Source organism: Pseudomonas sp. GW823-FHT02C02, from assembly GCF_058797635.1.
In genome coordinates this window covers 370107-384162 of the sequence record NZ_JBXAJV010000003.1, presented here as the reverse complement: position 1 = coordinate 384162, position 14056 = coordinate 370107, and the positions used below count along the sequence as shown (strand labels likewise).

Annotated in this window: 10 protein-coding genes and 2 pseudogenes; 10 read left to right on the top strand and 2 right to left on the bottom strand. The window is 60.9% G+C overall.

Features of this window, described 5'->3' with window-relative positions; genetic code table 11:
• Positions 1–206 precede the first annotated feature (206 nt).
• The 7 genes and pseudogenes from AC1ROI_RS07165 to AC1ROI_RS07135 all read left to right on the top strand — a co-directional run bounded on the left by AC1ROI_RS07165 (position 207) and on the right by AC1ROI_RS07135 (position 8482).
• Positions 207–1562 carry a M16 family metallopeptidase gene (locus AC1ROI_RS07165; protein WP_010466807.1) on the top strand — a complete coding sequence of 452 codons (1356 nt, stop codon included), beginning with the start codon at positions 207–209 and terminating at the stop codon, positions 1560–1562.
• Entirely contained in the window at positions 1555–3045 is a 1491-nt protein-coding gene (locus AC1ROI_RS07160) for a M16 family metallopeptidase (protein WP_102594542.1), read from the top strand. The genes AC1ROI_RS07165 and AC1ROI_RS07160 overlap by 8 nt, the downstream gene beginning before the upstream one ends.
• A complete protein-coding gene (gene rsmD / locus AC1ROI_RS07155) occupies positions 3045–3656 on the top strand; it encodes a 16S rRNA (guanine(966)-N(2))-methyltransferase RsmD (protein ID WP_010466805.1) in 612 nt (203 codons plus the stop codon). Before AC1ROI_RS07160 ends, rsmD begins: the two co-directional genes overlap by 1 nt.
• A 147-nt stretch (positions 3657–3803) precedes the next feature.
• Positions 3804–5105: pseudogene (locus AC1ROI_RS07150) on the top strand (M16 family metallopeptidase); the annotation flags it as partial.
• 33 nt (positions 5106–5138) lie between these two features.
• A pseudogene (locus AC1ROI_RS07145) lies at positions 5139–6485 on the top strand (M16 family metallopeptidase); the annotation flags it as partial.
• A gap of 155 nt (positions 6486–6640) precedes the next feature.
• Entirely contained in the window at positions 6641–7639 is a 999-nt protein-coding gene (locus AC1ROI_RS07140; protein ID WP_102594541.1) for a hydrolase, read from the top strand.
• Positions 7640–7642: 3 nt separating this feature from the next.
• A complete protein-coding gene (locus AC1ROI_RS07135; protein WP_102594540.1) occupies positions 7643–8482 on the top strand; it encodes an AraC family transcriptional regulator in 840 nt (279 codons plus the stop codon).
• A gap of 120 nt (positions 8483–8602) precedes the next feature.
• Here AC1ROI_RS07135 and AC1ROI_RS07130 read toward each other — a convergent pair whose 3' ends face one another.
• Positions 8603–9457, bottom strand: coding sequence for a sulfurtransferase (locus AC1ROI_RS07130; protein WP_102595089.1), 855 nt, complete (start codon positions 9455–9457; stop codon positions 8603–8605).
• A 33-nt stretch (positions 9458–9490) separates the two neighbouring features.
• Positions 9491–10162: a TetR/AcrR family transcriptional regulator gene (locus AC1ROI_RS07125; protein WP_010466800.1), complete on the bottom strand. Its 672-nt coding sequence runs from the start codon at positions 10160–10162 to the stop codon at positions 9491–9493.
• A 147-nt stretch (positions 10163–10309) separates the two neighbouring features.
• On the opposite strand from AC1ROI_RS07125, the gene AC1ROI_RS07120 reads away from it, so the two are divergent.
• The 3 genes from AC1ROI_RS07120 (at position 10310) to AC1ROI_RS07110 (ending at position 14045) form a co-directional block, all read left to right on the top strand.
• Positions 10310–11740 (top strand): coniferyl aldehyde dehydrogenase, encoded by a 1431-nt coding sequence (locus AC1ROI_RS07120; RefSeq protein WP_102595088.1) that lies wholly within the window; start codon positions 10310–10312, stop codon positions 11738–11740.
• 27 nt (positions 11741–11767) lie between these two features.
• Positions 11768–12313: a twin-arginine translocation pathway signal protein gene (locus tag AC1ROI_RS07115; protein WP_102595087.1), complete on the top strand. Its 546-nt coding sequence runs from the start codon at positions 11768–11770 to the stop codon at positions 12311–12313.
• A 136-nt stretch (positions 12314–12449) separates the two neighbouring features.
• Positions 12450–14045 carry a GMC family oxidoreductase gene (locus AC1ROI_RS07110; protein WP_077747214.1) on the top strand — a complete coding sequence of 532 codons (1596 nt, stop codon included), beginning with the start codon at positions 12450–12452 and terminating at the stop codon, positions 14043–14045.
• Positions 14046–14056: the final 11 nt, after the last annotated feature.

The following is a 14056-nucleotide window of genomic DNA, read 5'->3' as shown; positions in this document are numbered from 1 at the left end:
TGACTAATACGAAGGACTGGTACGGCATCTTCTGCGAAAACGCAGAGTTTAGCTGACAAAACCAAGGTTCCGCAGGTAACCCATGCAACCGTCCGGCCGATCAAAGGCCTGATAGACGTGGCCGCCAGTAAAACGGACCAGTATCCTAGCACCCTCTCGCCCGCCGACGCTAAGCCAAGCGGGCAGCTCAACAGGTTTAAAAACGAATGAATGCTTTAGCCCGCCGCGCTGCAGGCCTGCTGCTCAGCACAGTTTGTCTGCCCCTCTCGGCCCTGGCTGCCGATCCACAACCCACCCACGAATTCACTCTGGATAACGGCCTGAAGGTCGTTGTGCGCGAAGACCATCGTGCGCCAGTGGTGGTTTCCCAAGTCTGGTACAAGGTCGGCTCGAGTTACGAGACGCCGGGCCAGACCGGTTTGTCCCACGCCCTCGAACACATGATGTTCAAGGGCAGCGAGAAAGTCGGCCCCGGCGAAGCGTCGCTGATCCTGCGCGACCTCGGTGCCGAAGAGAACGCGTTCACCAGCGATGACTTCACCGCGTATTACCAAGTGCTGGCCCGCGACCGCCTGGGCGTGGCCTTCGAACTGGAAGCCGACCGCATGGCCACCCTGCGCCTGCCAGCCGACGAGTTCGCCCGCGAGATCGAAGTCATCAAGGAAGAACGTCGCCTGCGCACCGACGATAAACCGATGTCCAAGGCCTACGAACGCTTCAAGGCCATGGCTTTCCCGGCCAGCGGTTACCACACGCCGACCATCGGCTGGATGGCTGACCTGGACCGCATGAAAGTCGAAGAGCTGCGCCACTGGTACCAATCCTGGTACGTGCCGAACAACGCCACGCTGGTGGTGGTCGGCGACGTGACCCCGGACGAAGTCAAAACCCTGGCCCAGCGCTATTTCGGCCCGATCGCCAAACGCGATGTGCCAGCGGCGAAAATCCCGCTGGAACTGGCCGAGCCTGGCGAACGCCAGATCACCCTTCACGTACAGACCCAGTTGCCGAGCCTGATGCTGGGCTTCAACGTGCCGAGCATCGCCACCGCCGAAGACAAGCGCTCGGTGAATGCCTTGCGCCTGATCTCGGCCCTGCTAGACGGTGGCTACAGCGGACGCATCCCGACGCAACTGGAGCGCGGCGAAGAACTGGTGTCCGGTGGTTCGTCGAGTTACGACGCTTACACTCGCGGCGACAGTCTGTTTACCCTGTCGGCCACGCCGAACACCCAGAAAAAGAAAACCATGGCCCAGGTCGAAGCGGGCCTGTGGAAGCTGCTCGATCAGCTGAAAACCACTGCGCCGTCCGCCGAAGAACTGGAACGCGTCCGCGCCCAAGTCATCGCCGGCCTGGTCTACGAGCGTGACTCGATCACCAGTCAGGCCACCTCCATCGGCCAATTGGAAACCGTCGGCCTGTCCTGGAAACTCATGGACACCGAACTCGCCGACCTGGAAAGCGTGACACCGCAAGACATCCAGAAAGCCGCCAAGCTGTATTTCACCCGCGAACGTCTCAGCGTCGCCCATGTACTGCCACTGGAGACGACTCATGAGTGAGCGTAAAAAATCCCGTCTGGTCCTGATCGGACTGATCGCTGTCGCCCTGATCGGCTCTGCTGCGTTCTATTTGTCGAAAAGCGAAGACTCCACGGCCAGCGAAGCCCTCGACAAGGCCAAGTCCAGCCAGAAGCTGCAATCGCTGAGTGAACTCGACGGCAAGGCGCCGAGCCACCGTTCGCTCGACGTACAGACCTGGAGCACCGCCGAAGGCGCCAAGGTGATGTTCGTCGAAGCCCGCGAGCTGCCGATGTTCGACCTGCGCCTGATTTTCGCCGCCGGCAGCAGCCAGGACGGCAACGCGCCCGGTCTGGCACTGCTGACCAACGCGATGCTCAACGAAGGTGTGGCCGGAAAAGATGTCGGCGCCATCGCTCAAGGCTTCGAAGGCCTGGGCGCAGACTTTGGCAACGGCGCCTTTAAAGACATGGCACTGGCATCCCTGCGCAGCCTCAGCGCCGCAGACAAGCGCGAACCCGCGCTGAAACTGTTCTCCGACGTCGTCGGCAAACCAACCTTCCCTGCCGACTCCTTTGCGCGCATCAAGAACCAGATGCTTGCCGGTTTCGAATACCAGAAGCAGAACCCGGGCAAACTGGCGAGCCTGGAGCTGATGAACCGCTTGTACGGCGATCACCCCTACGCGCATTCCAGCGATGGCACGGCGACAACCGTCCCGGCGATTACCGTGGCGCAACTCAAGGCGTTCCACGAGAAAGCCTACGCGGCCGGCAACGTGGTGATTGCGCTGGTGGGTGATTTGTCCCGCGCCGAAGCCGAGGCGATTGCCGCGCAAGTCTCCAGCGCGTTGCCGAAAGGCCCGGCACTGGCAAAAATTGCGCAGCCTGAAGAACCGAAAGCCAGCATCGGCCACATCGAGTTCCCGTCCAAGCAGACCAACCTGATGCTTGCGCAACTGGGCATCGACCGTGACGATCCGGACTACGCCGCACTGTCCCTGGGCAACCAGATCCTCGGCGGCGGTGGTTTCGGCACCCGATTGATGAGTGAAGTGCGCGAGAAACGTGGCCTGGCCTACGGCGTCTATTCGGGCTTCACCCCGATGCAGGCACGCGGCCCGTTCATGATCAACTTGCAAACCCGCGCCGAGATGAGTGAAGGCACGTTGAAACTGGTGCAGGACGTGCTCGCCGACTACCTTAAAACCGGCCCGACCCAGAAAGAACTCGACGACGCCAAGCGTGAACTGGCCGGCAGCTTCCCGCTGTCCACGGCCAGCAACGCCGACATCGTCGGCCAGCTCGGCGCCATGGGTTTCTACAACCTGCCGCTGAGTTATCTGAATGACTTCATGCGTGAGTCGCAGAGCCTGACTGTCGAACAGGTCAAAGCCGCACTGAACAAACACTTGAGCACGGACAAAATGGTCATCGTCAGCGCTGGCCCGACCGTGCCGCAAAAGCCGTTACCGGCCCCAACTGATAAACCTGCCGAGCAGCCGCTCGGGGTTCCGGAGCATTGATGGCCACTCGTCCTAAGAAACCTGTTCACAACGTCCACAACGGCGTGAACCAATTGCGCATCATCGGCGGCGAATGGGGCAGCCGGAAGCTGAGCTTCCCCGACGCCCCGGGCCTGCGCCCAACCCCGGACCGGGTGCGTGAAACCCTGTTCAACTGGCTCGCGCCTTACATCGCGGGCGCCAAGGTGCTTGATCCATTCGCCGGCAGCGGCGCGTTGTTCCTTGAGGCGCTGTCCCGTGGCGCGGCGATGGGCCAGGCACTGGACGCCAGCAACATCGCGGTCTCAAGCATCAAGGAACATCTGGGCACCCTGCGCTGCACCACCGGCCAGATTCAGACGGCCGATGCCTTGCGCTATCTGGAGACCCAGACCGCGACCGCCTACGACGTGGTGTTCCTCGACCCACCGTTCAATCAGAACCTGTTGCCGGCCGTTTGCACGCTGCTGGAAGAGCGCCAATGGCTGGCGGACGATGCGTGGGTGTACACCGAAAGCGAAACAGCACCCTCGACGCTCGGCCTGCCGGCCAACTGGCGCCTGCACCGTGAGCAGAAATCCGGGCGCGTCTACTATTCGTTGTGGCAGCGAAGCACTGAAATATCTTCTTAAAAGAGTAACCTGGACAGGTGAACCGCCTGTCCAGGGTGCCCTCCCGTTTTTTCAAACAGCAACATAACCAGTTTGCTTAGCTCTTTTCCTTTCGTTCACTGTGAACCTGCGAAACAACTCGCATGGACGCAAAGGACTGTTAACGGAATGAAAGCATCAGCTAACGAGACAACTTCCAGTTCAACTACCGAGTTCACACTCGACAATGGCCTCAAGGTCATCGTGCGCGAGGATCATCGGGCACCGGTGGTAGCTTCCCAGGTCTGGTACAAGGTCGGCGCCAGCTACGAGCCTCCGGGTCAGACCGGCTTGTCCCACGCTCTGGAACACATGATGTTCATGGGCAGCAAAAAAGTCGGCCCAGGCAAAATCTTGCCGCTCCTGCGCGAGCTCGGTATCCAATTCAACGCCTTCACCAGCAGCGACTCCACCGCGTACTACCAGACGCTGGCTCGAGATCGTCTGAGCGTGGCCTTCGAACTGGAAGCGGACCGCATGGCCAATCTGCTCCTGCCGGTCGACGAGTTCGTCCGGGAGATTGAAGTCATTAAAGAAGAACGTCGCCTGACCACTGATGACAAACCAATGGACAATGCCTACGAACGCTTCAAAGCGATGGCCTACCCGTCCAGCGGTTATCACACGCCGACCATCGGCTGGATGGCGGACCTCGACCGGCTGAAGATCGAAGAGCTGCGCCACTGGTATCAATCCTGGTATGCGCCGAACAACGCCACGCTGGTGGTGGTCGGCGACGTGACCCCGCACGAAGTCAAAGCCAAGGCCCAGCGCTACTTCGGCGCGATCGCCAGACGCGATGTGCCGGCCGCGAAAAGACCGCTGGAACTGGCCAAGCCCGGCCAACGCCAAATCACTCTGCACGTGAAGACCCCACTGCCCAGCTTGATGCTGGCCTTCAACGTGCCAAGCATCGCCACCGCCGAAGACAAACGCTCAGTGAATGCCTTGCGTATGATTTCGGCCCTGCTCGGCAACGGCCACAGCTCACGCATCCCAATGCAACTGCAACGCGTTGAAGAGCTGGTGTCCGACGGTTCGTCGAGTTATAGCGCTTACACCCGGGGTGACAGCCTGTTCCTTCTGTCGGCAACACCCAACAGCCGTAAAAACAAAACCATCGCCCAGGCCGAAGCCGGTTTGTGGAGGCTGCTCGAGCAGCTGAAAATCACTGCGCCGTCCACTGAAGAACTGGGACGCGTACGCGCGCAGGTCATCGCCGGGCTGGTTTACGAGCGCGACTCAATCACCCGCCAGGCCACCGCTATCGGTCGACTGGAAACCTTCGGCCTGTCGTGGAAACTGATGGACACCGAACTGGCCGAACTGGAAAGCGTAACGCCAGAAGACATCCAGAAAGCCGCCAAGCTGTATTTCACCCGCGAGCGGCTCAGCGTCGCCCATGTACTGCCAATGGAGGTGAATAAAGAGGATGGGGATGAGTCCGGCGCCGGCAAAGTACCAGACAAGGAAAACTCCGACCAAGGGCTGCAATCGCTGGCTGAGCTCGACGGTCAGGCGCCAAGTCCCCGCACGCTTGATATTCAGGCTTGGAATACTGCCGAAGGCGCCAAAGTGTTGTTCGCCGAAGCCCGAGGGTTACCGATGTTCGACATGCGCCTGACCTTCGCAGCCGGCAGCAGCCAGGATGGAGGCACTCCGGGTCTGGCCATGCTGACAAACTTGATGCTCAACGAAGGTGTTGCCGGCAGGGATGCCAACGCTATTGCCCAAGATTTCGAAAGCCTGGGCGCACAGTATTCCCCCAGCACTGGTCTGGATACGGCGCAGGTCTCCCTGCGCTGCCTCAGCGCCAAGGATAAACGCGATCCGGCATTGACACTCTTCGCCGAAGTCGCAGGCAAGCCGACCTTCCCTGGCGATTCGTATGCCCGCCTTCGCAATCAGACCCTCGCCGCTTTCGTAGATAAGCAGCATGACCCGAGCAAACTGGCGAGCCTTGAGTTGATGAACCGTCTGTATGGCGATCATCCTTACGCGCACGCCAGCGATGGCATGGCGCAAGCCATTCAGTCCGTCACCCCGACACAGCTGCGCGCGTTCCACGAAAAAGCCTACGCGGCCGGCAACGTGGTGATCGCGTTGGTGGGCGACTTGTCCCGTGCCGAAGCTGAAGCCATTGCCGCGCAGGTATCCGCTACCCTGCCCCAAGGCCCGGCCCTGGCGAAAATCCCGCAACCGATCGAACCCAACGCCAGCATCAGCCACATCGAATTCCCATCGAAACAGACCATTCTGATGCTCGCGCAACTGGGCATCGACCGTGACAATCCAGACTACGCGGCACTGTCCATGGGCAATCAGATCCTTGGCGGCGGCTTTGGCACTCGACTGATGAGCGAAGTGCGCGAGAAACGTGGCCTGACTTACGGCGTGGTTTCGACCTTCACCCCGATGCAGGCGCGCGGTCCGTTCATGATCAAGTTGCAGACCCGCTCCGAAATGAGCGAAGGCACTCTGAAACTGGTACAGGACGTGCTCGCCGACTACCTTAAAACCGGCCCGACCGAAAAAGAACTTGATGATGCCAAGCGCGAGTTGGCTGGCAGCTTCCCGCAGTCCACTGCCAGCAACGCACAAATCGTCTCGAAACTGGCGTCCATCGGCTTTTATAACCTGCCGTTGAATCACTTGGACGACTTCATGCAGCAGTCCCAGCGCCTAACCGTAGAGCAAGTCAAAAGCGCATTGAACAAACACCTGAGCATGGACAAATTAGTCATCATCAGCACAGGACCGACCGTCCCGCAAAAGCCATTGCCGGAGCCTACTGGCAAACCTTCCAGGTAATCGCTCAAACTGTCAGGAAACCTGCACCGCATCGGAAAGCAGAAATCCGGGCAGGTGTATTACGCGTTGTGGCAACGTATGGCAGAGATCGCCGGTTAACCGACCGGCCTGAAAAAGGTGCGCACCGGTTGCGCACCGCTGCATCGAGAGCAATCGTGTCCTTTCCGTCAGAACGCTTCACCCCCGCCTTCGGCCTCGGCAACCCGCACCTGCAAACCTTGTGGGGACCGCTGTGGCGCAAAACCACGCACATCGAACGCGAGCGCGAACGCTTGTGGCTTGAGGATGGCGACTTTCTCGATATGGACTGGCACGGCCCGCACACTGCCGATGCGCCGCTGGTGCTGGTGCTGCACGGGCTGACCGGCTCTTCGAATTCGCCCTACGTGGCCGGTGTGCAAAAGGCGTTCGCTGCCCAGGGCTGGGCCAGCGTCGCGTTGAACTGGCGCGGTTGCTCCGGCGAGCCGAATCTGTTGCCACGCAGCTACCATTCCGGTGCCAGTGAAGACCTGGCCGAAGCCATCAGGCACCTGCGGGCCAAGCGCCCTCTCGCACCGCTGTATGCGGTCGGCTATTCCCTGGGCGGCAATGTCTTGCTCAAGCATTTGGGCGAGACCGGCAGTGACAGCGGCGTGTCAGGCGCGGTGGCGGTGTCGGTGCCGTTTCGTCTCGATCAATGCGCTGATCGCATCGGGCAAGGTTTCTCGAAGGTCTATCAGGCGCATTTCATGCGCGAGATGGTGGCCTACATCAAAAACAAGCAGCGCCAGTTTCAACATGACGGGCGCGAGGATGGACTGGCGGCGTTGGCGGCACTGGGCTCGCTGGAGAACATGCGCACCTTCTGGGATTTCGACGGCCGGGTCACGGCGCCGCTGAACGGTTTCGTCGATGCCGAGGATTACTATCGCCGCGCTTCGAGCCGGTATTTCCTTGGAGAAATTCGCACACCGACCCTGATCATTCAGGCGGCCGACGACCCCTTCGTGTTCCCCCATAGCCTGCCGCAGGCGATGGAGCTGTCCGCCTCCACTCAATTCGAGTTGCAAGCCAAGGGCGGGCATGTCGGTTTTGTCGATGGCTCGTTCCGCCAGCCAGGTTATTACCTGGAACGCCGCATTCCGCAGTGGCTGAGCGCCGTGGATCGCGGGTAAGCCATGGATGCCGACCAAGGCGAGTCGATCCGATTCTGGCAAACGGCGCCATTGGCCGGCGTCGAGTTATTGTCCGCGCGCTACATCGAACATCGCTTCGCGCCCCACGTGCATGACGGTTATGTGATCGGCATGATCATGGCCGGCGCCCAGCGCTACCGTTATCGCGGCGCCGAGCACCTGGCCGGCAGCGGCACGCTGGTGTTGATCAATCCTGATGAACTGCACACCGGCCACAAAGGGACGGAGGATGGCTGGTTGTACCGGGCGTTTTATCCGGACAGCGGGCAGATTCTCTCGCTGCTGGACGAACTTGAGCTGCCGACCAACAACCTGCCGGGGTTTGGCGCGACGTTGTATCGCGACCCGGACCTAGTGAAGGGTTTCTGCCAACTGCATCGCTTGCTGGAAAGTCCGTCCACCGCCTTGCAACAGCAAATGGTCTGGCGCGAGATGATGCTGTTGCTACTACAACGTCACGCCGCCGTGCCGATCGCCGGCAAACCCGGCAAGGAGCACCGCGCAGTCACGCGGGCCAAGGATGTGCTGCATGCACAATTGGCGGCGCCGCCCTCGCTAGAAGAACTGGCGGCACTGGTCAACCTTTCACCGTTCCACTTTGCCCGGGTCTTTCGCCGCGCCACGGGCATGCCGCCGCATACCTGGCTGATGCAGCAACGCATCGCGCAGGCAAGGGCGCTGTTGCAGAACGGATGTTTGCCGCTGGAGGTCGCGATGCAATTGGGGTTTGCCGACCAGAGTCATCTGAGTCGGCAGTTCAAGCAGGTTTACGGGGTTGGGCCGGGGGCGTATCGCAGCGCCCGGCAATTATCAGGAAGTTGAGCTCGACACAGGTCCAAAAGTGGGAGCGAGCCTGCTCGCGATGGCGGCGGGTCAGTCAGCACTGATGTTGACTGACCCGCCACCATCGCGAGCAGGCTCGCTCCTACAGGAGAGCAGCGTTTATTCGCCGATGGCGATGCCGTGCGCAGGATCGTTGATCCACTCGCTCCACGACCCGGCATACAACGAGCCCAACGGATAACCCGCCAGGCACAGCGCGAACAGGTTATGGCACGCCGTCACGCCGGATCCGCAATACGCCACCAGATCGGTCGGCGCACGATCGCCGAGTTTCGCGGCAAAGCGCTGCTTGAGCTGATCGGCCGGCAGGAAACGTCCGTCACTGCCCAGGTTCTCGGTGAAGGCTGCGCATTGCGCACCGGGGATGTGCCCGGCAACCGGGTCGATCGGTTCGACTTCGCCCTTGAAACGCGGCAAGGCGCGAGCATCGAGCAAGGTCAGCGTGGGGTGGCCGAGACGTTTTTGAAGCTGTTCTGCGCTCAAGATCAGCGCGTCGTCCGGCGTCCCGGTAAAGGTGCCGCGCGGGGTGTCGCACGCATCCAGGCTCAGCGGCAACCCGGCGGCGTGCCAGGCCTTGAGCCCGCCATCGAGAATAAACACGCCGTCACGCTTGCCCAGCCAGACCAGCAACCACCAGGCCCGCGCCGCGTAGGCACCGGGGCCGTCATCGTACAAAACCACTTCGCTGTCGGCGTTGATGCCCCAGGCTTGCAGACGCTCGATCAACTCTTCAGGCTCAGGCAACGGATGGCGCCCGGTCACACCCTTGACCACTGTCCCGCTCAAATCACGCTCAAGATCGGCAAAGCTCGACCCGGCGATATGCCCTTCGGCATAACTACGCTGGCCGTAATCTGGGTCTTCAAGGGCAAAACGACAATCCAGAATCACCAGCCCAGGTGCATCCTTTTTCAGGTCCAACGCTTGCGGGCTGATCAGTTGCGCAATGGGCATAACGGGCTCCTGTGATTAAGTCGGTCTTGAATCCTACTGCACTTCTTCCAGCGCCTGGGCCAGTGGCACGTAAAACTCTTCGTACAGCGCGTTGACTGCGTCGCGAGACTGTTCCGTGACGAAACCGGCCTCAAGCACCAGCACCTGATACACCCCACGTTTAATCGCCTGCTCACTCAAGTGATTGGAGTTTTCCCGCGTGGTGCACAGAAAACGCACCCAGGACGTCAGGATGATCCAGGCATTGAGCGTCAGGGATTCGATCTGGACTTTGTCCATTTTCAGGATGCCGGCGTCGACGAAGGCGGCGTAGATGTGGGTGCCATGGATCAGGCAGCGCTGGGAGAAACGCCGATAACGGGCAGCCAGTTCGGGATCGCTGTCGAGCAAATGCTCAAGATCGCGATGCAAAAACCGATAGCGCCACATCGCCGCCAGCAGTTCCTGAAGGTAGAAGCGTTTGTCTTCCACCGTGGACGCTCGGCCCTGGGGCGGGCGCAGGAAGCTGTCCACCAGGCTTTCGTACTCACTGAACAGCACGGCGATGATCGCCTGCTTGTTGGGGAAGTGGTAGTACAGGTTGCCCGGAGAAATCTCCATGTGGGCAGCAATGTGGTTGGTGCTGATGCTGCGCTCGCCCTGTTGATTAAACAGCTCCAGGCTGTTCTGCACGATGCGCTCGCTGGTTTTGATCCGAGGGGCCATGGCTTGAGCTTTAATTCAGAGTGCGTTGGCAGGCATCTTACGACCTATCGGCGAGTGGATAAAACAATGCTGCGCCAGGATGCCATTTGACTTTATAGAGCTTAGACTCTAAAACGTGCCTCATTACAACAAAAACCGGAGCTGATCATGACCGCCGACATCGCTTATCTGCAGAACCTGCAACAGCCGCTGGACGAGCTTCAGGCCCTGTTCGATGCGCAGCGTGCGGCGTATGCGGCCAACCCGATGCCACCGGCCGCCCAGCGCCAGCAATGGCTCAAAGCCCTGCGTGATCTGCTGAGCAACGAACGCCAGTCCTTGATCGATGCGATCAGCCAGGATTTCAGCCACCGCAGCGCCGATGAAACCCTGCTCGCCGAACTGATGCCGAGCCTGCACGGCATTCACTACGCCAGTCAGCACCTCAAAGGCTGGATGAAGGCCTCGCGGCGCAAGGTCGGTATCGCGTTTCAGCCGGCTTCGGCGAAAGTGGTTTACCAGCCGCTGGGCGTGATCGGCGTGATCGTGCCGTGGAACTACCCGCTTTATCTGGCTATCGGGCCGCTGGTGGGTGCGTTGTCGGCGGGCAATCGGGTGATGCTCAAACTCAGTGAGTCGACCCCCGCCACCGGCTTGCTGCTCAAGGAACTGCTGGGCCGGATCTTCCCGCAAGACCTGGTCTGCGTGGTGCTGGGCGAAGCCGATATCGGTGTCGCGTTTTCCCGACTGCGTTTCGATCACCTGCTGTTTACCGGTGCCACCAGCATCGGCAAGCACGTGATGCGCGCGGCAGCCGAGAACCTGACGCCGGTGACCCTTGAGCTGGGTGGCAAATCCCCGGCCATTGTGTCCCTCGACGTGCCGCTCAAGGACGCCGCCGAACGCATCGCGTTCGGCAAGACGCTCAATGCCGGGCAAACCTGCGTGGCCCCGGACTACGTGCTGGTACCGGAAGATCGTATCGGCGCTTTCGTCGAAGCCTATCGCCACGCGGTTCGCGGGTTTTATCCGACACTGGCCGACAACCCGGACTACACGGCAATCATCAATGACCGGCAACTGGCGCGACTCAATAACTACGTCAGCGACGCCACCAGCAAGGGCGCGCTGCTGATTCCGCTGTTCGATCAGGGCCAGGGCCGGCGCATGGGTCATAGCGTGCTGCTCAACGTCAGCGACGACATGACCGTGATGCAGGATGAAATCTTCGGCCCGCTGCTGCCGATCGTGCCGTACAAGACGCTTGATCAGGCGTTTGCCTACATCAATCAACGACCTCGTCCGCTGGCGCTGTATTACTTCGGCTACGACAAGCACGAACAAAATCGTGTACTCCACGAAACCCATTCCGGCGGTGTTTGCCTCAACGACACCTTGCTGCACGTGGCGCAGGACGATATGCCGTTCGGTGGTATCGGCGCCTCGGGCATGGGCCATTACCACGGCCACGAGGGTTTCCTGACCTTCAGCAAGGCCAAAGGCGTGCTGATCAAGCAGCGCTTCAACGCGGCGAAGCTGATTTACCCGCCCTATGGAAAATCCATTCAGAAACTGATTCAGAAGCTGTTTATCCGCTAACAATCGCACCCTCGGGTAATAACAATAATGAGCCCAAGCCTGTCCGATACACCCGCGCTGTCGCGGCGCGGCCTGCTTAAATTCAGCCTCGGCGCGAGTGCTTTCCTGGCCACGGCCGGATTGGGCGCGAGCCTCAGCGGCTGCTCATCGAGCATCCCGGCTAACGGTTTCGCGACCCTGCGCAGCGGCGATCTGTTGTTTCTGCGGGCATTGGTCCCGGTAATGCTCGAAGGCGCCGTGGCCGCCGAAAAAATGCCGGCCGCCGTCGATGGCACCCTGAAAACCCTGGATAACGGCCTGAATCACCTGTCGCCGGAAATGCTCAAGCTCACTCGGCAATTGTTCGACGTGCTGGGGATGGCGGTGACCCGCGGGCCGCTGACCGGGATCTGGGGCAGCTGGGAAAACGCCAGTGCCGATGAGATCCGGCACTTTCTCGATCGCTGGGAAAACAGCTCGTTGAACCTGTTGCGCATGGGGCACAGCTCGTTGCTGCAACTGGTGATGATGGCGTGGTACAGCCGCGCGGAATCGTGGGTGCATTGCGGGTATCCGGGGCCGCCTGTCGTTTAAGACTGGGTCGACCCCTTCGCGGGCAAGCCTCGCTCCTACAAGGGCTTACGCGGTTCTGTAGGAGCGAGGCTTGCCCGCGAAGGCATCCTCATGAACACCACTGCATCCAAAACCATAACAACTAGAGAACCCGAAGATGCCCGTACCCGACCCGTTCCGCGAAGGCATGGCCCGTGGCTGGAAAACCTACAACGGCTCGCAACTGACCCAGGACCTGACCCTGGACGCGGACGTGGCAATCATCGGCAGCGGCGCGGGCGGCGGGACCACCGCGGAAATTCTCAGCGCCGCCGGCTACAAGGTGTTGCTGATCGAAGAAGGCCCGCTCAAGACCAGCAGCGACTTCAAGATGCTCGAAGACCAGGCCTACACCAGCCTCTATCAGGAAGGCATCGGCCGCATGAGCAAGGACGGCGCGATCACCATCCTCCAGGGCCGCGCGGTGGGCGGCACCACGCTGATCAACTGGACATCGAGCTTTCGCACGCCCGACCCGACGCTTGAGCATTGGGCCAGGGAACACAACGTCAAAGGCCACAGCCCGGCCGAGATGGCGCCTTGGTTCGAGAAAATGGAACAGCGCCTGGGCGTTGCGCCCTGGATGGTGCCGCCCAACGCCAACAACGACGTGATCCGCAAAGGCTGTGAGCAGCTCGGCTACACCTGGCATGTGATCCCGCGCAACGTGCGCGGGTGCTGGAACCTTGGCTATTGCGGCATGGGCTGCCCGACCAACGCCAAGCAGTCGATGATGGTCACGACCATCCCCGCGACCCTGGAAAAAGGCGGCGAGCTGCTGTATCTGGCCCGCGCCGAAACGCTCTCGATCAAGGACGGCAAGGTCACGGGCCTGCAATGTGTGGCGATGGACGACCGTTGCGTCGCACCTACCGGACGTACGATCACGGTCAAGGCGCGGCATTACGTGCTGGCGGGCGGCGGGATCAACAGCCCGGCGCTGCTCCTGCGCTCGGAGGCGCCCGATCCGCACCAGCGGCTGGGCAAACGCACATTCCTGCACCTGGTGAACATGTCCGCCGGGCTGTTCGATGAGGTGATCAACCCGTTCTACGGTGCGCCGCAGTCGATCTATTCCGACCACTTCCAATGGCAGGACGGCACCACCGGCAAGATGTCCTACAAACTGGAGGTGCCGCCACTGCACCCGGCGCTGGCCTCCACCCTGCTCGGCGGTTTTGGCAAGGAAAACGCCGGGCACATGGAAAATCTGCCCCACACCCACGCGATGCTGGCGCTGTTGCGCGATGGTTTCCACCCGGACAGCCCCGGCGGCAGTGTCGAATTGCGCGGCGACAACACGCCGGTGCTCGACTATCAAGTTTCACCCTACGCCTGGGACGGCTTGCGCCGGGCCTTTCACAGCATGGCCGAGATCCAGTTCGCCGGCGGCGCCAACGCGGTCATGCCGATGCACGCCGACGCGCGCTACGTGAAAACCCTGGCCGAAGCGCGCACGTTGATCGACGGTTTGAGCCTTGAGTTGTATCGCACCCGCCTGGGCAGCGCTCATGTGATGGGCGGTTGTGCCATGGGTGAAGATCCGAAAAACGCCGTGACCGACAGCCTTGGCCGGCATCACCAGATCAGCAATCTGTCGATCCACGATGGCTCGCTGTTCCCCACCAGCATTGGCGCAAACCCGCAATTGTCGGTCTACGGATTGACGGCGCAACTGGCGACTTCTCTGGCCGAACGTTTGAAAAACCCATGAAAACGGAGAAT

What these genes read in the sequence shown, in the direction of transcription:
- AC1ROI_RS07165 (WP_010466807.1), top strand. Translation starts at nt 207, where the DNA reads ATGAATGCTTTAGCCCGCCGCGCTGCAGGCCTGCTGCTCAGCACAGTT.
- AC1ROI_RS07160 (WP_102594542.1), top strand. Translation starts at nt 1,555, where the DNA reads ATGAGTGAGCGTAAAAAATCCCGTCTGGTCCTGATCGGACTGATCGCT.
- rsmD (WP_010466805.1), top strand. Translation starts at nt 3,045, where the DNA reads ATGGCCACTCGTCCTAAGAAACCTGTTCACAACGTCCACAACGGCGTG.
- AC1ROI_RS07135 (WP_102594540.1), top strand. Translation starts at nt 7,643, where the DNA reads ATGGATGCCGACCAAGGCGAGTCGATCCGATTCTGGCAAACGGCGCCA.
- AC1ROI_RS07130 (WP_102595089.1), bottom strand. Translation starts at nt 9,457, where the DNA reads ATGCCCATTGCGCAACTGATCAGCCCGCAAGCGTTGGACCTGAAAAAG.
- AC1ROI_RS07125 (WP_010466800.1), bottom strand. Translation starts at nt 10,162, where the DNA reads ATGGCCCCTCGGATCAAAACCAGCGAGCGCATCGTGCAGAACAGCCTG.
- AC1ROI_RS07120 (WP_102595088.1), top strand. Translation starts at nt 10,310, where the DNA reads ATGACCGCCGACATCGCTTATCTGCAGAACCTGCAACAGCCGCTGGAC.
- AC1ROI_RS07115 (WP_102595087.1), top strand. Translation starts at nt 11,768, where the DNA reads ATGAGCCCAAGCCTGTCCGATACACCCGCGCTGTCGCGGCGCGGCCTG.
- AC1ROI_RS07110 (WP_077747214.1), top strand. Translation starts at nt 12,450, where the DNA reads ATGCCCGTACCCGACCCGTTCCGCGAAGGCATGGCCCGTGGCTGGAAA.